The organism is Pedobacter jeongneungensis, from assembly GCF_000633455.1.
In the GTDB taxonomy this organism is placed as follows: domain Bacteria; phylum Bacteroidota; class Bacteroidia; order Sphingobacteriales; family Sphingobacteriaceae; genus Pedobacter; species Pedobacter jeongneungensis_A.
The window spans coordinates 84,417-108,196 of the sequence record NZ_AYMG01000028.1 but is presented as its reverse complement, the minus strand read 5'-3'; the positions used below and the strand labels follow the sequence as shown (position 1 = coordinate 108,196).

22 protein-coding genes are annotated in these 23,780 nt (G+C 37.8%); 9 read left to right on the top strand and 13 right to left on the bottom strand.

From position 1 onward, the window contains the following. Positions 1 to 20: 20 nt before the first annotated feature. From U859_RS0123410 to U859_RS0123375, 7 genes are all read right to left on the bottom strand, one after another. Entirely contained in the window at positions 21 to 581 is a 561-nt protein-coding gene (locus U859_RS0123410) for an RNA polymerase sigma factor (protein ID WP_025145705.1), read from the bottom strand. 114 nt (positions 582 to 695) lie between these two features. Then, entirely contained in the window at positions 696 to 1,652 is a 957-nt protein-coding gene (locus U859_RS0123405; protein WP_025145704.1) for a transketolase family protein, read from the bottom strand. A gap of 91 nt (positions 1,653 to 1,743) precedes the next feature. Continuing rightward, the gene (locus U859_RS0123400; protein ID WP_025145703.1) at positions 1,744 to 2,589 is read right to left on the bottom strand and encodes a transketolase; all 846 of its coding nucleotides are present in this window, start codon (positions 2,587 to 2,589) and stop codon (positions 1,744 to 1,746) included. A 57-nt stretch (positions 2,590 to 2,646) separates the two neighbouring features. After that, positions 2,647 to 3,111: a thioredoxin-dependent thiol peroxidase gene (gene bcp / locus U859_RS0123395; protein WP_025145702.1), complete on the bottom strand. Its 465-nt coding sequence runs from the start codon at positions 3,109 to 3,111 to the stop codon at positions 2,647 to 2,649. Between the two features lie 176 nt (positions 3,112 to 3,287). After that, positions 3,288 to 5,021: a M23 family metallopeptidase gene (locus U859_RS0123390; protein ID WP_025145701.1), complete on the bottom strand. Its 1,734-nt coding sequence runs from the start codon at positions 5,019 to 5,021 to the stop codon at positions 3,288 to 3,290. A gap of 3 nt (positions 5,022 to 5,024) precedes the next feature. Next, positions 5,025 to 5,636, bottom strand: a complete 612-nt coding sequence (locus U859_RS0123385) for a fumarylacetoacetate hydrolase family protein (protein ID WP_025145700.1) — start codon at positions 5,634 to 5,636, stop codon at positions 5,025 to 5,027. 76 nt (positions 5,637 to 5,712) lie between these two features. After that, complete coding sequence (locus tag U859_RS0123375; RefSeq protein WP_025145699.1) at positions 5,713 to 6,243, bottom strand: T9SS type A sorting domain-containing protein; 531 nt, start codon at positions 6,241 to 6,243, stop codon at positions 5,713 to 5,715. Positions 6,244 to 6,423: 180 nt separating this feature from the next. On the opposite strand from U859_RS0123375, the gene U859_RS0123370 reads away from it, so the two are divergent. Both U859_RS0123370 and U859_RS32085 read left to right on the top strand, forming a co-directional pair. Next, positions 6,424 to 8,403: a KUP/HAK/KT family potassium transporter gene (locus tag U859_RS0123370; protein WP_025145698.1), complete on the top strand. Its 1,980-nt coding sequence runs from the start codon at positions 6,424 to 6,426 to the stop codon at positions 8,401 to 8,403. A 4-nt stretch (positions 8,404 to 8,407) separates the two neighbouring features. Continuing rightward, positions 8,408 to 8,560: a hypothetical protein gene (locus U859_RS32085; protein WP_162800021.1), complete on the top strand. Its 153-nt coding sequence runs from the start codon at positions 8,408 to 8,410 to the stop codon at positions 8,558 to 8,560. Positions 8,561 to 8,598: 38 nt separating this feature from the next. Here the strand turns inward: U859_RS32085 and U859_RS0123360 are convergent, their stop codons facing one another. Together U859_RS0123360 and U859_RS0123355 are read right to left on the bottom strand one after the other, a co-directional pair. Beyond that, positions 8,599 to 9,144, bottom strand: coding sequence for a transposase (locus tag U859_RS0123360; RefSeq protein WP_025145697.1), 546 nt, complete (start codon positions 9,142 to 9,144; stop codon positions 8,599 to 8,601). A gap of 8 nt (positions 9,145 to 9,152) precedes the next feature. Then, positions 9,153 to 11,102, bottom strand: a complete 1,950-nt coding sequence (locus U859_RS0123355) for an amino acid permease (RefSeq protein ID WP_025145696.1) — start codon at positions 11,100 to 11,102, stop codon at positions 9,153 to 9,155. A 288-nt stretch (positions 11,103 to 11,390) separates the two neighbouring features. Here U859_RS0123355 and U859_RS0123350 point away from each other — a divergent pair, with 288 nt between their 5' ends. Continuing rightward, positions 11,391 to 12,608 (top strand): MFS transporter, encoded by a 1,218-nt coding sequence (locus tag U859_RS0123350; protein ID WP_025145695.1) that lies wholly within the window; start codon positions 11,391 to 11,393, stop codon positions 12,606 to 12,608. A 2-nt stretch (positions 12,609 to 12,610) separates the two neighbouring features. On the opposite strand, the gene U859_RS0123345 is transcribed toward U859_RS0123350, so the two are convergent. From U859_RS0123345 to yihA, 4 genes are all read right to left on the bottom strand, one after another. Then, positions 12,611 to 15,034: an outer membrane beta-barrel protein gene (locus tag U859_RS0123345; RefSeq protein ID WP_084153139.1), complete on the bottom strand. Its 2,424-nt coding sequence runs from the start codon at positions 15,032 to 15,034 to the stop codon at positions 12,611 to 12,613. Between the two features lie 462 nt (positions 15,035 to 15,496). Continuing rightward, positions 15,497 to 17,203 carry a M3 family oligoendopeptidase gene (locus U859_RS0123340; protein WP_025145693.1) on the bottom strand — a complete coding sequence of 569 codons (1,707 nt, stop codon included), beginning with the start codon at positions 17,201 to 17,203 and terminating at the stop codon, positions 15,497 to 15,499. Between the two features lie 84 nt (positions 17,204 to 17,287). Further along, positions 17,288 to 18,145, bottom strand: a complete 858-nt coding sequence (locus U859_RS0123335) for a UbiA-like polyprenyltransferase (protein WP_025145692.1) — start codon at positions 18,143 to 18,145, stop codon at positions 17,288 to 17,290. Between the two features lie 266 nt (positions 18,146 to 18,411). Then, positions 18,412 to 19,035, bottom strand: a complete 624-nt coding sequence (yihA, locus tag U859_RS0123330; RefSeq protein ID WP_025145691.1) for a ribosome biogenesis GTP-binding protein YihA/YsxC — start codon at positions 19,033 to 19,035, stop codon at positions 18,412 to 18,414. A 167-nt stretch (positions 19,036 to 19,202) separates the two neighbouring features. On the opposite strand from yihA, the gene ubiE reads away from it, so the two are divergent. From ubiE to U859_RS0123295, 6 genes are all read left to right on the top strand, one after another. Continuing rightward, positions 19,203 to 19,934 carry a bifunctional demethylmenaquinone methyltransferase/2-methoxy-6-polyprenyl-1,4-benzoquinol methylase UbiE gene (ubiE, locus tag U859_RS0123320; RefSeq protein WP_025145690.1) on the top strand — a complete coding sequence of 244 codons (732 nt, stop codon included), beginning with the start codon at positions 19,203 to 19,205 and terminating at the stop codon, positions 19,932 to 19,934. After that, positions 19,931 to 20,728: an outer membrane beta-barrel protein gene (locus tag U859_RS0123315; RefSeq protein ID WP_025145689.1), complete on the top strand. Its 798-nt coding sequence runs from the start codon at positions 19,931 to 19,933 to the stop codon at positions 20,726 to 20,728. Before ubiE ends, U859_RS0123315 begins: the two co-directional genes overlap by 4 nt. A gap of 90 nt (positions 20,729 to 20,818) precedes the next feature. Next, positions 20,819 to 21,577: an SDR family NAD(P)-dependent oxidoreductase gene (locus tag U859_RS0123310; RefSeq protein ID WP_025145688.1), complete on the top strand. Its 759-nt coding sequence runs from the start codon at positions 20,819 to 20,821 to the stop codon at positions 21,575 to 21,577. A 138-nt stretch (positions 21,578 to 21,715) separates the two neighbouring features. Continuing rightward, positions 21,716 to 22,162, top strand: a complete 447-nt coding sequence (locus U859_RS0123305) for a GatB/YqeY domain-containing protein (RefSeq protein ID WP_025145687.1) — start codon at positions 21,716 to 21,718, stop codon at positions 22,160 to 22,162. 182 nt (positions 22,163 to 22,344) lie between these two features. Next, entirely contained in the window at positions 22,345 to 23,109 is a 765-nt protein-coding gene (locus tag U859_RS0123300) for an alpha/beta fold hydrolase (RefSeq protein WP_025145686.1), read from the top strand. Beyond that, positions 23,109 to 23,771 carry a CBS domain-containing protein gene (locus U859_RS0123295; RefSeq protein ID WP_025145685.1) on the top strand — a complete coding sequence of 221 codons (663 nt, stop codon included), beginning with the start codon at positions 23,109 to 23,111 and terminating at the stop codon, positions 23,769 to 23,771. The genes U859_RS0123300 and U859_RS0123295 overlap by 1 nt, the downstream gene beginning before the upstream one ends. Positions 23,772 to 23,780 lie beyond the last annotated feature (9 nt).

Below are 23,780 nucleotides of genomic sequence, written 5' to 3'. Positions count from 1 at the left end.
TACAATTAAAGTGAAAAGGTTTAATAGTCTATTTCATCATTTGTAATAAAAGCTTCAATTTTTTTTGCAGCGATGTGAAATGATGCTTTTAAAGCCCCAACAGAGGTGCCTAAAACTTCCGAAATTTCTTCATATTTCATATCATCAAAATATTTCATGTTGAATATGATCCGTTGTTTTTCGGGGAGCGTGAGGATTGCCTTTTGAAGTTTCAGTTCGAGCTTATCACCATTAAAATAGGATGAAGCAACCAGGTTATCGGCAAGTTCTGATGATACTTCATCCAGCGGCGTATTGTTGCGCTGTTTCTGCTTGTTTAAAAAGGTGATCGATTCGTTGGTGGCAATGCGGTAAATCCAGGTATAAAGCTGAGAATCACTTCTAAACTTATCGAGGTTTTTCCATACTTTAACAAATACCTCCTGCAAAAGATCATCGCAATCATCGTGGTTTAACACCAGTCTGCGGATGTGCCAGTATATTTTTTGCTGATATTTTTTTAATAACAGGTTAAAGGCTTCATTTCGCGTTCGCTCAACGGCAAACATGGCAAGGATTTCTGAATCTTCAACTTGTTTCATTATATGTAGATTTGAGATGTGAGAATTGAGATATGAGACATTAGACATAAGATTAGCTTAGGCACAATGTGTCTCTAATCTCACATCTAATTTCTCATATCTAATGTTTCAAATCTATTTTTTTCTGCCGATTACTTTTTGAACAGCTTCAACAATGTTCACCGCATCTAGGCCATATTTAGCCATTAATTGATCTGGTGTTCCGCTTTCGCCAAAAGTATCATTTGTAGCTACAAATTCTTGTGGAGTTGGCAATTCGGTAGTTAACAAACGGGCAACGCTTTCGCCTAAACCACCAAATTTGTTATGTTCCTCACAGGTAACTACACAACCGGTTTTTTTAACCGATTTTAAGATGGCTTCGTCATCCAAGGGTTTAATGGTGTGGATATTGATAATTTCAGCATCGATACCCAGTTCCGCTAATTTCTCACCAGCTTCAATTGCTTTCCAAACCATGTGGCCGGTAGCAATAATAGTCACATCTGTACCTTCATTAACCATCCATGCTTTACCGATCTCAAATTTCTGATCAGGATCTGTAAATACAGGAATAACCGGACGGCCAAAACGTAAATAAACCGGACCTTCGTATTCTGCAATGGCTAAAGTTGCTGCCTTGGTTTGGTTATAATCGCAAGGATTAATTACCACCATTCCCGGCAACATTTTCATTAAGCCGATATCTTCTAAAATTTGATGGGTTGCACCATCTTCGCCTAAAGTTAAACCTGCGTGAGATGCACAAATTTTAACGTTTTTATTTGAATAAGCTACTGATTGGCGGATCTGATCATAAACGCGGCCGGTAGAGAAATTGGCAAAAGTACCTGTGAAAGGAATTTTACCACCAATAGTCATACCCGCTGCAATACCGATCATGTTTGCTTCTGCAATACCAACCTGAGTAAAACGCTCAGGAAAATCTTTAATAAAAGCATCCATTTTTAGCGATCCAACTAAATCGGCACATAAGGCAACCACATTTTCGTTTTTCTTACCAGCCTCATGTAAGCCAGCACCAAAACCTGAACGTGTATCTTTTTTTTCTGTATATGTATATTTCTTCATTATGTTTTTAGATATGAGATGTGAGATTTTAGATGTGAGATCGGGCGACAACTTGTGTCTCAAATCTCATATCTATTGTCTCAGATCTAGTTTAGTAATCCCCTAAAGTTTCTGGTAATTGTGCCAAAGCTGCAGCTAATTGCTCATCGTTAGGTGCTGTACCGTGCCATTTGTGAGAACCCATCATATAATCTACACCAGCACCCATTTGAGTGCTCATTAGATTTAAGATTGGTTTACCTTTTCCGGTTAAAGTTTTAGCATAATGTAAACCTTCAACAATAGCCTGCATATCGTTACCATCGGTATTGATTACATGCCATCCAAAAGCTTCGAACTTAGCCTGAAGACTATCTAACGAAAGTACTTTTTTAGTAGGACCATCAATCTGTTGACCATTATAATCCACACTGCAGATCAAAGTATCTAACTCATGGAATGGCGCAAACATTGCTGCTTCCCAGTTTTGACCTTCTTGTAATTCTCCATCCCCATGTAGAGTGAAAACGTAAGATTTATCGCCATTTAACCTTTTGGTTAAGGCAGCACCAATAGCTACAGACATTCCCTGACCCAATGAGCCTGAAGCTACACGGATACCTGGTAAGTGTTCGTGTGTGGTTGGGTGACCTTGTAACCTTGAATCTAGTTTACGGAAAGTTGCCAATTCACTTTTATCGAAATAGCCTGCGTGAGCAAGGGTACTGTACCAAACCGGAGAAATGTGGCCGTTAGATAGGAAGAATAAATCTTCGCCAATACCGTCCATGCTGAATTCTTTCTTGTGGTTTAAGATTTCAAAATATAGTGCGGTAAAAAAATCGGCGCAACCCAATGAACCACCTGGGTGGCCAGATTGACATCCATGAACCATTCTTACGATATCTCGTCTGATCTGAGAGGCAATATCTTCTAGCTCTTTAATTGTATGTTTCATTAAAATAAGAGGTTGTTGTTACATAGCAAAGGTAATATTTTACCCGCTATATCATAATTAGTTATTGATTAAATCGAGTACTTGTTGTGTTGAGTTTTTTGTGTCAACTTTTTTGATGATGTGCAAAATTTTTCCATCACCATCTATTATAAATGTAGTGCGTACAGTACCCATATATTTTTTGCCGTACATATTTTTTTCTGCCCAAACGCCATAATCATTTACAATTTGCTGATCGGTATCGGCCAGCAGGGTAAATGGGAGATTATGTTTAGTTACAAATTTCTGGTGTGATTTTTCATCATCAACGCTAACACCTAAAACCACGATGCCTTTAGTCTGTAAGCCCTGGTAGTTATCTCTGAAATCACAAGCCTCAGCCGTGCAGCCCGGAGTATCATCCTTTGGATAAAAATAAAGAACAACCGTTTTTCCTTTGTAATCATTTAAGGAAACTTCGCTACCATTTTGATCTTTTGATGCAATTGCTGGTGCCTGATCACCTTCTTTTAACTCTGCCATATATTATAATGATTGAATTTTGAATGTTTTTGATAGAATTTTAATCATGTGCAATTTAAACAGTTTAAGGTATTATACTGTTCAATTTATGTTAAAAGATGACATTTCTTAGTTTAACCACAGATGAAGATATAAATCTTGCTCATGAAAATCCTTTAATTCTAAAAATCCTGTTCCTACCTAAAGAAATTCACGACATATTTTCTGGTATTCTCTTTCATATCCGTTACAACTAGTTCTAAAGTATGCTTACCTGAAGCTGTTCTCTCATCAAAGCTGTGCCAAAGTGTTGCCGTTTTGGTGTCAAATTCCATCAAAGCCCACTTCCCGTCGATATATCCGTTAAAGCTTTTTATGCCTGATAAATTATCGCTGATCTTAAAAAAGATTTTAGATAAACCAGCCATATTTTTTCCTTCTGAGATATTAACCGGAAAAATCCTTGGTGCGATGGTATCGATAGCAATATAAAAGCTGCCGAAATTTTTGGGTGTAGCTTTAATGTAGCCGTTATCAAAACCTCCGCCTTGCGATGAACCGTTTGAATTTACGATCAGTGCTTTGCTTCTCAGGTTTTCTGGCAAATTATCAGCCTTAATCCAAAGATCAAAACCAATGTGCAATGGAGTAAATCGATTATGTATCTGGTGCACTGCCGACCAGGCATTACCAGCCGGCCTTGGTAATTTTTTATAGGTGAAATTTAAATCACTGTATAAAGTACCGAGCGGAAAAACCACTTTCACATCTTCAGCATTAAATTCGTTTACCTTGTTATAAGGATAAATTATTCCGGCAGGCACAACCGGAGCTACAATAGACGCTGAACCTGCATTTACGGTAAAAGGCAAAACAGATGCATTTCCTTTCGAATCTGTGATGATATAACGGAGCTGATGTTGAGCACCATCGTTAAAGCTGATGCGGCCGTTATTGACCAATCCGCTATAAATTTTTAACGGATTGCCCGGATCCACAAAACTCTTCTGGATACTCCTTTTGGTGTTTAAATAGGTAGGGTAATCGATATGCGAATTAATGGCCTTACTGTCTTCAAAAGCAAAGCGTTCCAATGCGGAAGTGTATACCATTTTACCATCAACTTCTAACTGAATGGAATATACGCCGTTTGTGCCTGATAAACCATTGTGCCTATCGGTTACTACAATGCCAAAGCCCACTTCACCAGTTAAACTAATTGGAGCGGTAGTTTTATAACTCCCGTTTGCGCCAGTAATGGCGATGGTTTGTTTGGGAGTAGACTCGTTAAAAGTTTTACCATTTAAACGGTAAACATATAAACCATGGATTACCGGAGGGATGTTATCTGGAATTACAATTCCAAAAAACTGTGGATTGATAGTTTCTTCCGTTTTAGTATCTCTGATTTCGAAATGTAAATGCGGACCTCCTGAGCTGCCGCGGTTACCAGACCAGGCAATGATCTCTCCTTTGTGTACTGGTATTAAAGTAGCGTCAGGGAATTCGTCAATCTCGAAAGATTTCTTTTCGTACTCCAGGTTTTTAACAATGGTAGCAATTTTTGGTGCAAAACGCTGCAAATGACCGTAAACTGTGGTAAAGCCGTTTGGATGATTAATATACAACGCTTGTCCAAAACCGCTGTTTTGCACCCTTAACCTCGAAATATAGCCATCCGCAACTGCATAAACCGGATAACCTTCGCGCTGATTGGTTCTGAAATCGATCCCAGAGTGAAAATGATTGCCACGGATCTCACCGAAAGAACCTGCAAGGGCAGGAGGGGTGATATCTAAAGGTTGTCTGAAATCGGTAATCGGATATTTATTGGTACTGAAAATCTGTTGTGCCTGAACGAAAGTTGAAGCAATTAAAAGGCAAATTGAAATGGAAAATTTTAACTTGTACTGGATCGGGTTTTTAATCATTCGTTACTTTACATCAAAATTTAAAAGTTGCTTTCCTTCCAGCCAGGCTTCTAATTTGTCGCCTTTGTTTGTTTTTCCAACACCTTGTGGTGTTCCGGTGAAGATTAGATCTCCTTTTTTTAAGGTGATATATTGTGAAACAAAGCTAATTATCTTCTCGAACGAGAATAATAAATCTTTAGTATGGCCAACCTGACGGCTTTCTCCGTTTACTTTTAATTCGAAATTTAAGTTATAAAGATCTTCGAAATCACTTTTTGGAAGAAAAATACTGATGGGTGCCGAATTATCAAATGCTTTGGCCAGCTCCCATGGTAATCCTTTTTCTTTATGTTTCGCTTGAATATCACGGGCAGTAAAATCGATACCTAAACCAACTTCATCATAATAATTGGTTGCAAACTTTTCGGCAATATGTTTTCCTTCCTTACAGATTTTTAAAACCACTTCTAATTCGTAATGTACATCATCTGAAAAATCGGGTATATAAAATGGTTTATTGTCTTTTAAAACTGCGGTATCAGGTTTCAGGAAAATTACCGGGGTAGTTGGAACCGGATTGTTCAGTTCTTTTGCGTGTTCGGCATAGTTTCTGCCAATGGCGATGATCTTCATTCTTAAAAATATAATATATGAGAAAATAGACGGAGGATTAACCCCGCGTCAATCAAAAATAGAAAAGAAAATGGTGTTATAAAACTGAGATGCGTTTTACCTGGCTTTCTGACCCTGCAATTACCCTTAAAAAGTAAATGCCTGGGTTTATTCTGTTCGGAATGCTAAAGGTTTTGGTCTGTTCTCCGGCATTTAAGCGTTCGTTGGCAAGTGTTGCTACCTCATTGCCTAATAAATCGATGATCTTAATAGTAGTCTGAGTGCCATCTTTTCCAATAGAAAGTATAATATTAAGCTGCTCTTCTACCGGATTTGGATATATTTTTACGATCGTCAACAATTTATCCTTGGCTACAACCGTTGCATTTTTTGGGGTTGTTGAATAAGTATTGAACATTCCTGAACCTCCGATAGACATGTAAAGCGGTTTATAAGGCGTAATATTTGCTTTAATTTCAGGAATTATGCCTACTTTTTTGGTTCTGTTTTTTAAGCTAATGTGGATACTATCAGCCTGTTGCGCCGAAGAATTTACGCTGCACAGCAATGCAATGCACAATGTGCATGCTATTTTTGTGAGTAACGTTATCTTAGCGTAGAGTTTCATCAAATTGGTATAGCAAATGTATTAATTTAAAACAAAGAAATTAAACATTTTGTTTAAAAGCCATAATTTAACACAATTTAACAATAAAAATTTATTTTCATAGTGTTAAAAATACACAATAATTTGGTTGTTAAATTGTTATAGTTAGTTTACTTTTGCCGCACTAAAAATATCAACGAAGTGTCAAATCATAAAAATGTCAACGCGTTAACCGCCGGCGGTGTTCTAATTAGTTTAGGGATTGTGTTCGGTGACATTGGTACATCACCTTTATACACGCTCAACGCAATTTTCACCAGCATACTAGGCGTAAAAGAAGGCATTGCACATCATCCAGGGTCTATTACCACCGATGTGGTACTTGGAGTGCTCTCCTGCATCATCTGGACATTAACCTTACAAACCACCATTAAATACGTAATCATTACCCTAAGGGCCGATAATAAAGGTGAGGGAGGAATTTTTTCATTGTTTTCTCTCGTTAGAAAAAAGGCAAAATGGTTAATTGTGCCTGCTGTGGTTGGGGGCTGTGCGCTACTGGCCGATGGTGTAATTACACCAAGTATTACGGTAACATCAGCCATTGAAGGCTTAACCAGTAAATTCGATGTACCAGTAGTTCCGGTAGTGATCGCCATTTTAACCGTGCTTTTTATTATCCAGCAATTTGGAACCAACCTGGTTGGGAAGCTTTTTGGGCCGGTAATGTTTGTCTGGTTTACCGTTTTGGGTATCGCAGGGCTTTTATTTATTGTAAAAGACCTTAGCATATTAAAGGCGCTTAATCCGTATTATGCTGTTCATTTGTTGGCAACCAATAGTAAAGCCTTTATCATTTTAGGCGGTGTTTTTCTTTGTACCACAGGAGCCGAGGCCTTATATTCGGATTTAGGGCATTGTGGACGTAATAACATTCGGATCAGCTGGATTTTTGTGAAAATTACCTTGATTTTGAATTATTTAGGTCAGGGTGTTTGGATTTTACAGAACGAAGGTACTTTTATTCCAAGTTCAAAAATGAATCCTTTCTTTCAGATTATTTCGAGCCATTTCCAGGTGCCAATGGTAATTTTGGCCACTATGGCTGCGGTTATTGCCAGTCAGGCCTTAATTAGTGGTTCATTTACTTTGATATCAGAGGCAGTACGTTTAAACCTTTGGCCGAAAATCAAAATTGTTTATCCATCTGTTCAAAAGGGACAGCTTTATGTGCCTTCTATCAACTGGATGCTTTGGCTGGGCTGTTGTAGTATTGTATTCTTTTGGAAAGAATCTTCTAAAATGGATGCTGCTTACGGCCTTTCCATTACCATAGCGATGTTGATGACAACCATTTTGGTAAGTGTTTATTTAAGAAGCAAGCGTTTCCCTAAATACCTGATTGCTATCTTTATTTCGGTATATGTGATCATAGAAGGTACTTTCCTTTTCAGTAACCTGCACAAGTTTTCAGACGGTGGCTGGTTAACCGTGTTAATTGGATCAGCGTTATTTACCGTAATGTGGAGCTGGTTTATTGCCCGTAAGATTAAAAACAGGTTTGTAAAATATGTAGAAATTGAAGATTATTATCAGATTTTAAGCGAATTGAGTAATGATGAGTCGGTTCCAAAATATTCTTCACAATTAGTTTACTTAACGAGTGCAAACTTTAAAACAGAGATTGAATCGAAAATTATTTATTCGATCATTCAAAAAGAGCCAAAACGGGCAGATGTGTACTGGTTGGTTCACGTTGATGTAATGGATGAGCCTTATACGCTTGATTACAAGGTAGAATTCTTAATTCCAGGAAAGCTGATCAGGATCGATTTTAGGTTAGGTTTCAGGATCGAGCAACGTGTAAACCTGCTTTATCGTAAAGTGGTTGAAGAGCTGGTTAAAAATGGCGAAATCGATATTACAAGTCAATATACTTCGTTAAACAAACATAAAATTGCAGGTGATTTCAGGTTCGTTCTTTTAGAGAAACACTTGTCTAAGTTTACGAAACTGAGTTTTTATGAACGTACCATTATGGATTATTACTTTATCCTTAAAAAGTTAAGTTTATCAGAAGAACGCAGTTTTGGTTTGGACAGCAGTTATGTGGATGTAGAAAAAGTACCGTTGATTTTCGTTACACCGGATGATATAGAATTGCATAGACTCCCAGTTTAAGTTAATGAGAACTGCGCTTTTGATTTTGGGTATTGTGCTATTTATAGCAGGACCTGCCGCCAAAATATATCATCTTGATCATGCGAATAATTATATGATCGCATCTGGATTAGGTCTGGTGATGATTACAGCAATGGCCTTCATCAAGAAGAAATAAATAAGATCCTCTTTCTGTTTAAGAAAGGGGATTTTTTGTTATAGATGAAATTTATCCTCGTCCCATTTGCTGGGATTATTGATGATATAATTCGAGATGTTCTGGTATGCTCTTTCATCACGGATGATGTGCTCGTAATAATTTCGCTGCCAGAGCTTTCCCATTGTTTTATTGTGTGATTTGAACAGCTGCAGACAGCGATTTGAAACGATTGATTTGTATGCTCCAATAATGCTTGCGATAGTCGTCGGGGCGACCTTTGCGGTCGCCGTGTTTAAATCTTCTTCTTGTGCGACCGCAAGGGTCGCCCCGACATCTGATAAAACAATGATGCCGTGAATGTGATTCGGCATGATCTGAAAAACATCAAGTTCAAAATTTGGAAATCTATCAGCTAAATTAATCCATTCATTGTAAGCAATAGTTCCGGATTTATTTAGGATCATTTCATTGCCTGAAACTTTTCCAAATCTATGAATTCTATCTTCACAGCAGATCGTGATGAAATAGGCTCCTGCTTTTGAATAGTCGTAACCCTTTAACCTGATCGATCTTCGATGGTGTATTAAAGGATTGTACTTCATTTGCTAAACTAAACCTCCGGATGTGCCAGTTTACTATGCCTGTAACCGTAAGCAAAATAAACTACAAGCCCAACTACCAGCCATATACCGAAGCCAATCCAGTTGGAGATACCGAGTTCGCACATCATGTATAAGCAGCTGATTAGTCCTAAAACAGGGATTAACGATAAGTTTTTAGTGATACAGTAATAGGTAATGATTACGCAGATAATCAAAAAGATCCACATTGGAATTTTGTGTTTAAACAAACCCCAACCGCTTTCATATTTCTTTTCTACCGGTACTTTTGAAGCAGATATAAACTGCTCGTAACGATCAGCAGGTAAAGCGCTCAAATAAGATTCAGCATCAACTTTTTCCGTTAATATAATTTGTGGGGCTGCATTTTTAACTATTTCTTCTTTCACAATTTTCAATTCATCTCCACTTAAAGATGTAACAAAAGTTACCGTTTGGATGGTTTTAGGCGAATTGAAAAAGAAAGCTTTTGTTTCCTTCCCATATTTTGTGAATGCAAAAGCTATCGTTGCAATAAAAACTATGGGAATAATAAACTTGCTGTTTGCATAAGGGATTTTAAATTTCCCACGTTGTACATCAGGTCTGTTCTGTAGCACTAAAACACCTGCACAAACCAATACGAAGGCAAATAATGTTCCGATAGAACAGAGGTCAGTAACGATGGTCAGGTTCATAAACAATGAAGGAACAGCTACTACAAAACCAACCACAATGGTAGCAAAAGAAGGTGTTTTATATTTTGGGTGGATTTTCGAAAATGATTTCGGTAACAATCCATCCCTGCTCATACTCATCCAGATACGTGGCTGGCCCATTTGGAAAACCAATAGCACGCTGGCCATGGCAAATACCGCACTAACAGCAATAATACCACTCATTAATTTTAAATTAATCTGGTCAAAAACAAATGCTAACGGATCGCCAACAGCTAAAGTGTCAGATTTAACAATACCTGTTAAAACCAGTGCAATAGCAACATACAGAATAGTACAAATGATGATTGCCCACATCATTCCGCGGGGTAAATCACGTTGAGGATTTTTACATTCTTCAGCGGTCGTAGAAATAGCATCGAAGCCGATGTAAGCAAAAAATACAGCAGAAACCCCTTTTAACACGCCAGCAACGCCATTCGGAGCAAATGGATTCCAGTTTTTAGTATCAACATAAAATATACCTACAGCTAATACCAAAAGAATCACAGCTAATTTAACTACAACCATAGCGTTGCTTGCATTGCGGCTTTCTTTCATTCCGCGGTAAATTAACCAGGTAATCAGAATGATAATGCCCAAAGCCGGAATGTCTGCTACGAGGTGAAAACCGCCAATTTTTGGTGCAGTAAGCCATGCATTGTTGGCCAAAGCCGTAGCAGAATCTAAGCCTGCCAGGTTTTTACCTGCAGCCAAAAGTGCTTCAGCGTGTTTATGTCCGTTATAGGCGCTCAGGTAATCCATTGTCATCCAGTCGGGTACATGGATACCATCTATGCCGAGAAAGGGTATTTTTATAGTGGAGAGTAGTCCCGTAAAGTAATCAGACCAGGATATGGCTACGGTGATGTTTCCAATGGAATATTCCATAATGAGCGACCAGCCGATAATCCAGGCAACCAGTTCGCCGAAAGCGACATAAGAATAAGTATATGCACTGCCTGAAACGGGAACCATTGAGGCAAATTCTGCATAAGCAAAGGCCGCAAAACTACAGGCAACGGCAGTAAAAATAAACAAAAAGATTACTGCCGGACCGCCATCTGCACTTGCTTTACCTATCGTACTAAAAATACCAGCACCAATAATTGCTGCAATCCCAAAAGCTGTTAAGTCGCGAACACCTAGTGTTTTATGTAACGTATTTTCATGGTCGCCATAGCCTTTTGCTGCATCTTGTAATATCTTGGAAATGGATTTCTTTCTGAATAGCTTTTCGAACATCTTTTGTTTGATTGTTTCTTCAAACTTATAAAAAGTTTGGCTAAAAACGTTTAAAGCCGCATATAATTTTCATTACAGACGATTTGAGGGGTAAAGGGTGTTAAAAAAATAGATAATTATTGATTTTAAGTCAAAATCTTCAATTATTTGGCTTGAATAAGCCTTTATTTGATTCGCATAATTTTAGGCTTTTTAAAAGTTATATTTTTGCCGCTGTTTGATCAATAAAGGTAATGCAATAGCATTAAATCTTATTTGATTAGAATATAATGTAATAAGAGTATCATTATGAATGCAAATACGGCACCAATAAAATATATTAAAGCGCATAATCAGGGCATTGCTACTTTACTGGCTTTTGCTTTACTTCCCATTTCAGGTTTTGCCACTGATATTTATATTCCTTCTTTACCCGATATGGCAGGTGCAATACAGGTAAGCAATGTTCAGGTTCAACTTACGTTAAGTATTTTTTTGATCAGCTATGGGGTTTCGCAGCTATTTATTGGCAGCGTGCTCGATAGTTTTGGCCGGTATAAAATTTCCCTCTATGCATTATTGATTTTTGCTGTAGCCAGTATTGTTATAGCCACAACACATAACATATACCTTATTTATTTCATGCGTGTTATCCATGGAGTAACAGTAGGGGCAATCGTGGTAGCAAAAAGGGCATACTTTGTCGATCTTTTTGAAGGTGACCAGCTAAAACATTACCTGAGTTTGTTTTCCATCATCTGGAGTACCGGACCAATTGTAGCGCCGTTTATTGGCGGCTATCTGCAAACTGCTTTTGGATGGGAATCTAACTTTTACTTTTTAGCTGGATTTGCAGTCGTTTTTGCTGTATTGGAGATGATATTCAGTGGGGAAACTTTAAGGCATTTTACCGATTTCCAATTGAAAAAAATTACGGGCATTTATGCCGAAATGATCAAGACCACCAGTTTTACGTTAGGTATTGTAATGTTGGGTTTGGCTTATTGTATGGTGATGGTTTACAACATGACAGGGCCGTTTATCATTGAACACCATTTGAATTTTTCTCCGGTTGTTGCTGGTTACAGCTCCCTGTTTTTGGGTTTCGCATGGATGGTGGGTGGCTTTATCGGTAAAGCAACAATTAATAGACCCTTTTTTAGAAGATTAATGATCAATTCGTTGTTGCAGGTTGCTTTTGTGGTATTAATGATTGTGAGCTTAAATTTCGTTTCTAACCTGTGGTCGTTAATTTTCTTTGCTTTTATTATCCATGTTGGTGCAGGCTATACCTTTAACAACTACTTTACTTTCTGTTTAAGTAAATTTCCTAAAAATGCCGGGATTGCAGGTGGTTTAACAGGTGGTTTTACCTATGTAATTGTTTCTTTTTTAAGCTATGGTGTCGTAAACCTGATTCCAGCAAAAGACGAACGTAACCTGAGCTATAGTTATTTGGTTATGATCCTTTTATCGGTTTTGGTGATGTTTATCATTTCAAGAATCAGACAGAAAAATGAGGCATAATACTATTTAATACGGCCTTCTTCATCGGTTACGCTGGTTTTCCGCTCACGGGTACCCTTAACGCTGCTACTGCCAAAAATGTAATTTAAACTGAGGCGGTAAACCCTGGTTTCCTGTTTTTGGGTGAGGTTATAATCTAAGCCGGAAAGTGCACTGCTTATTCTTGCCTTTCTTGAATTAAGTACATCATTGGCAGCAAGCTTAACATTGAGCTTTTTATCAAAGAATGATTTCTTAAGTCCGAAGTCAATACCATAATAAGGTTTAATGGCATAAGTACCATAAATCTGTGACGATGCATATTCGCCCGAAAGTTCTGCCGCAGTTGTTGGACTAAGGGTAAAAGTGTGATTGCTGTTAATCATGAAATTCACTTTCTTTCTGTCGTAGCCGCCATTATCTAGGTTTGATGTTTTGATCTTATTGTAGGTACTGGTAAGCGTATTGTCCATGCTCCAGAATTTTGTAATCGTAGTAGGGTAGCCGATCGTTAAATCATAAGCATATTGTTTATCCAGGTTTTTGACGGTTTGATAAAGCGTTTTCTTCTCGTTTTCTGGCAATAATACATCGATAATAAGATTATTGGTAATGCTGTAACCCAGCGAAATATTTAATGTTTTTTTATAATTGTAAGAAAGCTGAAAAGCATTGGTGTACTGTGGATTAAGGAAAGGGTTGCCCTGGCTAAAAGTATAGAGATCAACAAAGTATACAAATGGATTAAGCGATTTATAATCGGGGCGATCAATTCTTCTGCTATATGAAAAACCGATTTCATGATTCGGATTTAAGGTTTGATTAATGCTAAAACTCGGAAAAAAATCAAAATAGCTACGTTTAACAATCTTGTTGTCGTTAATGGAATTGCTTTTAGAATTGGTCTGTTCCATTCTTAAACCGATTTCAACACTGGTTGATTTAAATTCGTGTTTTAACGTGGTATACGCTGCGTTGATATTTTCGTCGTAAATAAAATGGTTACTTCTGTTTACGTCATTCTTCCAATCGGTTCCAATAAGGTTTTCGAACTGAAAATCGTTATTGGTACTAACCCAGCTGCTTTTTAAGCCCATATCTAATTTGGTGTTTGCATTTAGTGGCAATGTATAATCAATTTTTGCGGCTTTAATTTTGATAAAAGAAGGGGTGGCATTCCTGAAAATGGCAAGTGATTTATAGTTTGAACCGTTTTGATCGAAAAAAGAGTTTTGGTAAAGGGTATTTTCTTCACTGTGGTATTTTGCATAATCTAAATCGATAGAAAATTCCTGGCCGAGTGTATCCATAATACTTTTATAATTGATATTATAGGCCTGGTTGCGGTATTTGTTTTTTGCAGGATTATCGGCAATAATTGATGAATCTACCTTCGTGAAATTTTGCCCAATGGCACTACCTCCGTTTGATAAGTCGTGGCCATTATTAAAATAACCTGTAGTTAAGAAACCTAAAGTATTTTTCTCATTAATGAAATAATCGATGCCTGCTTTGTAATTGTTGTTGTGTGTAGATCTGATTTGTGTGTTGTATTGATGGAAATAAGTATCCTGATCAGCGCCTTTTGCTATCCTTAAAATATCGAGGTCTTCGTTTGCTTTATTGTTATTATTAGCAAAACTGCCAAAAATATTGACGTTTTTGTCCCGATGGTTAATGGAGATTCCGGCATCGCTTTTCGCGTTTTTTCCGTATCCAAAGCCCAGATCTATACTTCCATTTGTGCCATAACTGGTATTCTTTTTTAGCTTAATGTTGAGTATACCAGCATTTCCTTCGGCATCATATCTGGAAGATGGGTTGGTCATTAGTTCAATCGTTTTAATTTCATTACTGTTTAACGATCGAAGTCTGGTGGCCAGTTGTTCAGCAGATAAATAAGTCGATTTTCCATCAATCAGCACATTTACGCCTGATTTTCCTTTTATACTAATGATCCCATCCTGATTAACGGATACGCCGGGAATTTTAGCAAGGATTTCGAGTGCTGTATTGCCGGTTGCAACAATGCTGTTTTCTACATTCATTACCGTTTTATCGTTGTGCCTTTCAATTAATGCTTTACGACCAGCAACCACAACGCTTTCGAGTTCTTTTACCTCAGCTTCGAGGTTAAAACTTAAATCTATATTGGTTTTGCCGGCTAGTGGTTCGAACGTTTCTTGTACGGTTTTATAACCCAACGCGTTAACAGCCACAGCAAAGTTATCTAACGGAAAGCCTTCTAATACATAATTGCCTTCTTTATCAGTGCTAATCATTTTAACAAACGAAGTATCTTTCAGACTGGTGAATTTAAGGTTAGCTAAAACCTTAATTCCGTTTTTGGTAACAACTATACCTGTAATGCGGATTTTTGTATGCTGTGCGGAAACGGTATTCCAAAATAATAGGGAGAGCATAAAATATGGAGCGAATATTTTCATTGTTAATTAGGGATCTGATGATTAGTTTTTCCTTTTATCTGATTAGGAATTAAAACGAAACTAAATCATTAGGTGCATTAAGCAGTTGTTTTTAACAATGTTTAACCCAATTAACATTTTTTTACATTAAATAGTTCAGTGGTTCATCGGTCATTTGTTCATTGGTGTTGTGCGAAGTTCAGGGTTTGGTGCCAATGGCGGTGGTATTATTTAAATTCAATTCGGTTTGTCACGCTGAGCGGATTCGAAGCGAAGGTTTCCGTGTTCTCTGCGTTTCCGTGGCAAAAAAAAGTTACGGGGACCAGGTAATAGATGCTAAGACCAGAACTAGTATTAATCTGTGTTCATCCTTTTTATCTGCGGTTATAAACAAAAAAGTCGTGACAAAATGCCACGACTTTCATTTATTTAACTTTGAGGGAAAACCTTCCAGCCCCCTGCCTTCAAACCTTCTACCTTTCCTTACCCTAATTTCTCTAATTCCGATTTCACAAAACCTGCCAGCTCTTTCACATATTCTGCGCTGAAATCAAATTTAATACCTGCAGTTTCATATATTTCATTCATTGGTTTGGTGTAGCCTAAAGAAAGTGCTGCGAGATATTGTTCCAGCGCTTTTTCTGGATTTTCTTTATAGTTTTTCCAAACGGCGATAGCACCTAATTGCGCAATTGCGTATTCGATATAATAAAAAGGAACTTCGAATAAATGAAGTTGTTTCTGCCATCCGTTACCAAATTGTTGCTCTAAATCCGTCCAATCGGCAAAGCCAGCTCCAAAACGGTTATAAATCTGTTTAAACGTTTCTTCCCGGTCGGCAGCGGTGTGGTTAGGGTTGGTGTAAATCCAGTGCTGAAACTGATCGATTACCGCAACCCAGGGCAATGTTTTTAACACATCAGCCAATTGTTCTTTTTTAGCGCGATTTAAATCTTCTTCATTGTCGAAATAAACATCCCAGTTATCCATAGAGATTAACTCCATGCTCATTGAAGCAAGCTCAGCTACTTCAGATGGGCAATGTTTAAAATCGTTCAGCTCTAAATTAGCCGTTAAAAAGGTATGTATAGCGTGACCTCCTTCGTGAACCATTGTGGTTAAATCGCGGAGCGAGTTTGCTGAGTTCATAAATATAAATGGTGCTCCGGTTTCGGCCAAAGGATAATTGTAACCACCTGGTGCCTTTCCTTTTCTGCTTTCTACATCAAATAGGTTGTTGGCTTTCATGGTAGCCAGTTTTGCCCCTAATTTTTCATCAATGGCATTAAAACAGGCAATACTTTTATCAATCAGTTCCTCGCCATTGTTAAACGGTTTTAAAGCTGGCTTACCACTTACGCTTACTTCTAAATCCCAAGGTTTTAACACTTCTAAACCTAAAGCTTCGCGACGTTTTTCGGCCTGCTCTTTTAAAATGGGAACAATTTCTTTTTCAATTGCATTGGCAAAATCATAACAATCCTGCGGCGTATAATCGAAACGGCCCAAAGCCTGGAACATGTAATCGCGGTAGTTTTCGAAACCTGCATTTAATGCAACCTGGTTACGTAGTTTAATCAACTCATCAAAAAGGATGTTTAAATCATCTTTGTCAATTAAACGGCGTTGCTGGATGGTTTTCCAGGCATTTTCACGTACCTCACGGTTGAGATCTTTAATGAAGATCGAAGCCTGCTCTAAAGTATATTCTTGTCCATTAATCTGCACGCTCATCGCTCCTGTAGTACCTTGATATTTTTGTTGTTTTACCTGCAATTCGGTAAACAACTCAATATTCTCTTCGCGGTAAAGCTCGAGGGCTTTTTTTATCGCACGACTGTAAACGAAATATTTCTCTTTATCAAGATCCTCCATAAACGGACTTTCTACAAACTTTTTATTCAGTTCGTTGCCCAGTGGAGAAATTTTCGGTTCTATCTCTGTTGCAAAATATTGGAAGTTCTTAACCAGTTCTTCATTAGCCGTATCGCAGCTCATTTTAATGTACCGCCAGGCAAAATCTTCTTCCAGAGCAGCCTCCAGCTCCGAACGGTCTTTTAACCATTGCTCTAATTCGGCAGTACTGTTTATTTCTCGGCGCTGTAATTCAGTAAAAAGGGGTTCTAAATTTTCCCAGGTAATGGTTAATTCCTGTGGGATATATGTTCTGGGTTTCTTTGTTATAATCATGTTTATATAATTATTGAATGAGAGAAGGATGGAATGATAGAATGGTTATTATTCAGTCACTCAAAATTCATTTATTCACTCATTTTATTTATGTCTCAAATACGCATCAATTAAAAAGCATACGGCAAATACCACCGATGCATAACCGTTTAAGGTTTGAAAGGCCCTGTTTACTTTGCTGATATCGTTTGGTTTAACCAGTAAGTGCTGATAAATCAACATCGAACAGAAAAACACAATACCTACGTAATAAACCCAGCTGAAAGATGTAAAAAACACTGGTAAAATTACACAGGTAGCTGATAACACATGTAGCAGCACCGAAACATTTAAAGCATTTTTAATGCCAAGTGCAGATGGAATGGAGTGTAAATTTTCTTCGCGGTCAAATTCTTCATCCTGTAGCGCATAGATGATATCAAATCCACTTACCCAGAAAAGTACAGTTAATGAATAAAGTACAGGCACCAAGGCAAAATGTCCGGTTACAGCAATATAGGCACCAATTGGAGCTAAGGCAAGTCCTAAGCCTAATACCAAATGGCATAGTGCGGTAAATCTTTTGGTGTAACTGTAAAATAAAACTACAAACAATGCAACCGGTGATAAATAGAAGCAAAGCGGATTAATAAAGTAGGTAGTTATGGCGAAAAACACACAATTGGCAATGACGAAAATCAGGGCTTCATTAGCCGAAACCTTACCAGCAGGAATGTCACGCATCTTAGTGCGCGGATTCTTGGCATCGATATTCCGATCCAGATAACGGTTGAAGGCCATAGCAGAGTTACGGGCAAAAACCATGCAAAGCAAAACCAAAATCAGTTTGTACCACGAAAATGGATTTTCGGTAGTCGTTACGCCCAAAAAGAAGCCAATCATGGCAAATGGAAGCGCAAAAACAGAGTGAGCGAATAATACGAGTGAAAAGTATTTTTTCATTTATTTTAAAAGATGATTACACAGATTATTTGATTACACAGATTTTTTATTGTTTGATTGCAGGATGGTTTAATTGTTAACTGCAAATTGCCAATTGTAAACTATTAATAGTTAATTATTTAAAACGGTTAATTGTTCATGGTTGATAGCTTAATGGTTTAAAGAAAAATCAATCATTAAATTCAATTCTGAAACATGCTATCGACAACCAAACTATAGACCATGGACTATCAAACTATGAACCATTGACCAATGAACCATCATGTCTAAAACTTCTTATAATCTGTCGGCACTACGAAATCTTTATTCACCTCATAAATGAAATTTAAAACTTCGTCTTTTCCATTTCCTTTTTCGGCAGAAGTAATAAAGGTAGCCGGGATCTCTTCAAAAAATTCACCTAATTTTTTCTTAAAAGCGGCAACATTTTTCTGGGTAGTAGTCATACCTTGTTTATCGGCTTTGGTGAAAATTAATGAAAAAGGAATTTGTTTTTCACCTAACCAGTAGCAAAATTCAATGTCTATTCCCTGTGGTTCCAAACGGCTATCAATTAAAACGAAAACGCACTGTAAGCTTTCTCTTTTGGTAATGTAAGCGCGGATAAATTTTTCCCATTTTTCTCTGCTTGTTTTCGAAACCTTGGCATAACCATAACCAGGTAAATCGACAATGTACCATTTCTCATTAATCAGAAAGTGATTAATTAACTGGGTTTTTCCTGGTCGCTGAGAAGTTTTGGCCAATCCATGCTGATTAACCAACATATTGATCAGTGAAGATTTACCCACATTAGAGCGGCCAATAAATGCATATTCGGGCATTAATGGCGCTGGCAGGGCCGAAATTTGGGTGTTGCTGCAAACAAATGTTGCCGTTTTGATAATCATAGCGCAAAGGTAGGGTTTTGAGTCGGAAGTCCGAAGTCGGAAGCACGGAGTCCAATTTGATAATCTTTTTTAAATATCATTTTTGACATTACACTGAATACTTTGCTTCAAAGACTTCGGACTCCGGACTAAAGACTCCTGACTTTTGTCTATCTTTGCCCCATATCATGAATCAGAATATCACCCCATACCAAGTAGAAGATGCAACTAAAAAAGAGCAGGTTGCAACCATGTTTAATAACATTTCGGGCACTTACGATTTTTTAAATCATTTCCTTTCTTTAGGCATTGATGTATTGTGGCGTAAGAAAGCGATTAAAGAACTGGTTTCTATTCAGCCCAGGATAATGCTTGATGTAGCTACCGGGACCGGCGATTTTGCTTTTGAAGCCATAAAAAAACTTCATCCAGAAAAGGTAATCGGTGTAGATATTTCTGAAGGCATGCTTGATGTTGCTAAAAAGAAGATCAACGAGCGTAACTTAAACGAAACTTTTACCGTTCAGGTGGGCGATTCAGAAGGTTTGCATTTCGAAGATGATACTTTTGATGCCATTACCTGTGCTTATGGCGTGCGTAATTTCGAAAACCTCGAAAAAGGATTAACGGATATGTACCGTGTGCTGAAACCCAATGGTAAAATGGTGATCCTGGAGTTTTCTAAACCAAAGGTATTCCCGGTAAAACAATTATACAGCTTCTATTTTAAACAGGTAACGCCTTTCTTCGGAAAACTGTTTTCTAAAGACCATAGGGCTTATACCTACCTGCCCGAATCGGTTGCGGCTTTCCCGGATGGAGAAGATTTTACTGGCCTGATGGAAAAAATCGGTTTCAAAAGTACCAAACAAAGAATTTTAACGTTTGGAATAAGTTCGATATACATAGGGACCAAATGATCAGAAAATTAAGCCTCATTCTTTCACTCTTCGCTGTTTCTACAACTGCTTTTGCCCAAAACTGGGGTGGTGGTATAGATGATGAAGACTGGAGTTTTGGTTTTAATTTTCAATACATATCTGCAGAATACAAAATCCTTAAAAAAACAAACTGGCGCGAGCCTTTTTATGAAGTACCAAATTCATTAGGGGTTTCTTATGATCCCAACTCAGGCATTCCTGTTACTTCAAGGTTAAACGCAATTTACAGCACTCCATCACAGGGCTTTGGACTCGGCTTTGTAATGAATCGGATGATATCAGATAACTTTGATATCCGTGCAACTCCCTCACTTATATTCAGCGATAGGGTGGTAAGTTACGAATATGAGCCAAAGGAACCGATTAATCTGGGTAACGGGCAGACCAAAAATTTTCAGTCTCTGGTTGAGCGAAAAGTGCAGGCTACCATGTTCGAATTTCCACTGGGGATAAAAGTAAAATCCAACCGCCTCAATAACTTTAGAGCTTACTGGCTTGGTGGAGCAAAATACTCGATAGACATTGCCTCGAAGAAGAAAACCTTCGATGAAGGTGAAAGTCCGGTAAACAAATTGTTAAAAAATCAGCGTAATTACCTTTCTTACGAAACAGGGATAGGCTTTGATATTTACTTCGAATATTTTAAAATGTCGCCCGAAATTAAGCTGTCCTATTCTAAAGGCGATCTGCTTCAGCATGACGATACCGTTTATGCTAATCCGATAGATAAGTTGAAATTACGTCAATTAACATTCAGTTTAATTTTTCAATAAGCTTACAATTCAAAAAAACTTACCTTTGTTAATGTAGGTGAACCTTAAAGGGTGTTAGCTTTGGTTTATCACGACTTAAAATTCATAAACATGTCTAAAATTGCATTAATTACAGGCGCAACCTCTGGTATTGGCGAGGCCTGTGCACATACATTTGCCCAACAAGGTTATAATTTAGTATTATTGGCCCGCAGGGAAGACCGCCTGGCTAAAATTGCCCATCACCTGGAAGATAAATATGCCATCACCATTAAACAGGTTCTTGCTGATGTACGCGATAAAGATAGCCTTACTTCTGCTTTAGCAATTTTGCCTGCCGAGTGGAAAAAGATTGATGTGTTGGTAAATAATGCTGGTTTAAGTCAGGGTTTAGATCCAATTGATAAAGGAGATACAAACGATTGGGATACGATGATCGATACCAATGTAAAAGGTTTGCTTTATGTAACTAAAATTGTTTCCAACTGGATGATCCCAAACCAATCAGGCCATATCATCAACATTGGTTCTATCGCAGGTAAAGAAGTTTATCCAAACGGAAACGTATATTGTGCCAGTAAACATGCTGTTGATGCTTTAACAAAAGGCATGCGTATTGATTTATTGTTACACGGAATAAAAGTTACCGCAATTAACCCAGGAATGGTAGAAACCGAGTTTTCGGTGGTACGTTTCAAAGGCGACGAAGAACGTGCAAAAAAGGTGTACGAAAATTTCGAGCCTTTAATTGCCGACGATATTGCAGATGCCATCTGGTATGTGGTGAGCAGGCCAAAACATGTAAACATTAACGATATGCTGATTATGCCAACCGCACAGGCAACAGCGACTATAGTGAATAAGGGTTAATTGTTTAAATTGTATAAACTGGTTAACTGTTGAATACCTTATAATAATTAACCATTTTGGCCATCAACCACTTAACTATAAACCATCAACCAGTATAATTAACCGCTTTCAACGATTAACAAATTAACCAAAAAAGAAATGATATCAGATACTATAAATCAGGAAATGAAAACAGCCATGTTGGCTAAAGACCAGGCAACATTAAGAGGTTTAAGGGCAATTAAAGCCGCTTTGCTTTTGGCTAAAACAGAAAAAGGCTCAGCCGAAGAAATTACAGAGGAAACGGAGCTTAAAATCCTTCAGAAACTGATTAAACAACGGCGTGAATCTGCTGATATTTATAAACAGCAAAACCGCGAAGATTTATACCAGGTTGAAGAAGAAGAGATTGCAGTAATTAACAGATTCCTGCCTAAACAGTTGGATAGGGAAGAGGTTGCCGCAATTATCGAGACTGTAATCAAACAATCTGGCGCTACGTCGGTTAAGGATATGGGGAAGGTAATGGGCCTGGCAAATAAGGAACTGGCTGGTAAAGCCGATGGTAAATTAATTGCTGAGATTGTTAAAGAAAAACTGGCCTAAACAAGGTAAAAGGTAGAGGGCGGAAAGGTTAAAGGCAATTTAACACCTGTCGCTTACCGCTCTACGCAATACAATTGACGTTTTTATACCGTTTTCGATTTTATTTCAGAAAAATGGCATAGAAATGCATAAATTTAATTTTACTCTACTAACTTAGTAGCACAATACCATCTAGAATATATATGACTTACCCGATAATAGAAGAAGACGGATTTAAATACATCGAAGCTGGAACAGGCGAGACACTGGTATTGCTGCATGGCCTAATGGGCGAACTAAGCAACTGGGAGCTCGTTATCGAACACTTTAAAGATCGATATCGTGTAATTATCCCGATTTTACCCATTTACGATCTCCCAATTTTAACCCTTGGTGTAAAGGCCCTGTCAAGGTACCTTCACCGTTTTTTAAAATATAAAAATTTAAACCAGGTGGTGCTTGTAGGTAACTCACTTGGTGGCCATGTAGGCTTGGTATTCACCGTTGCGCATCAGGAGTTTGTTAAAGCCCTGGTACTCACCGGAAGTTCGGGCTTATATGAAAATGCTTTCGGTGGTTCTTTTCCACGCAGAGAAAGTTACGATTACATTAAAGAAAAGGTAGAATTTACTTTTTACGATCCGGCAACGGCAACTAAAGAGCTTGTTGACGACGTATTTAAAACCGTTAACGACAGATCTAGGGTAATCAGGATTTTAACCATGGCTAAATCGGCAATCCGACACAATATGTCCAAAGAATTGTCGAAAATTACCATCCCGGTATCACTGATCTGGGGGAAGAATGATAAGGTTACTCCACCGGAAGTGGCAGAAGAATTCCACCAGTTGTTGCCAAATTCTGAACTGAACTGGGTAGATAAATGCGGGCATGCGCCTATGATGGAACATCCCGAAGTATTTAACACTTTTTTAGATAAATTTTTAGATAGAATATTATTGAAATAATGTTTGCTGCAGAAATCATATCAGATGCAATTCCATCATTAAGAACCGCTGACACGGTGCAAAAAGCTTTAGATCGTATGAACGATTTTAAACTAAAGCATTTGCCGGTTGTTAACGAGGCTACTTTGTTGGGTTTAGTTGCAGAAGATGATTTATTGAACATTCCTGACCACGATACCCTTTTAAGCGATGCTGCCGTAAATTCACTTAATGTTTTTGTGTTGAACAATGCACATACTTATGATGTAATCAGGTTATTGAGCCAGCTCAAACTTACTGCTGTTCCTGTTCTGGATCAACAGAAAAATTATTTAGGCTTAATTTCCATCAATAATATGGTTAATGCCGTAGCAGAACAATACGCCGTAAACGAACCCGGTGGAATTATTGTTCTGGAAATCAGCAACCGCGATAATTCACTTGCGCACATTGCCCAGATTGTTGAGGCCGATAATGCCCAGGTACTCTCTTCTTACGTCAATTCATTCGAAGATTCTACACGTTTAGAAGTAACGCTCAAAGTAAATAAAACAGAAATTACTTCATTGGTAGCTTCTTTTGAAAGATATGATTATCTGGTGAAAGAAGTATACAATAACACACAGATTGATGATGGGTCGCAGGAGCGTTACGATTCTTTCATGAATTATTTAAATGTATAAACCTACTTT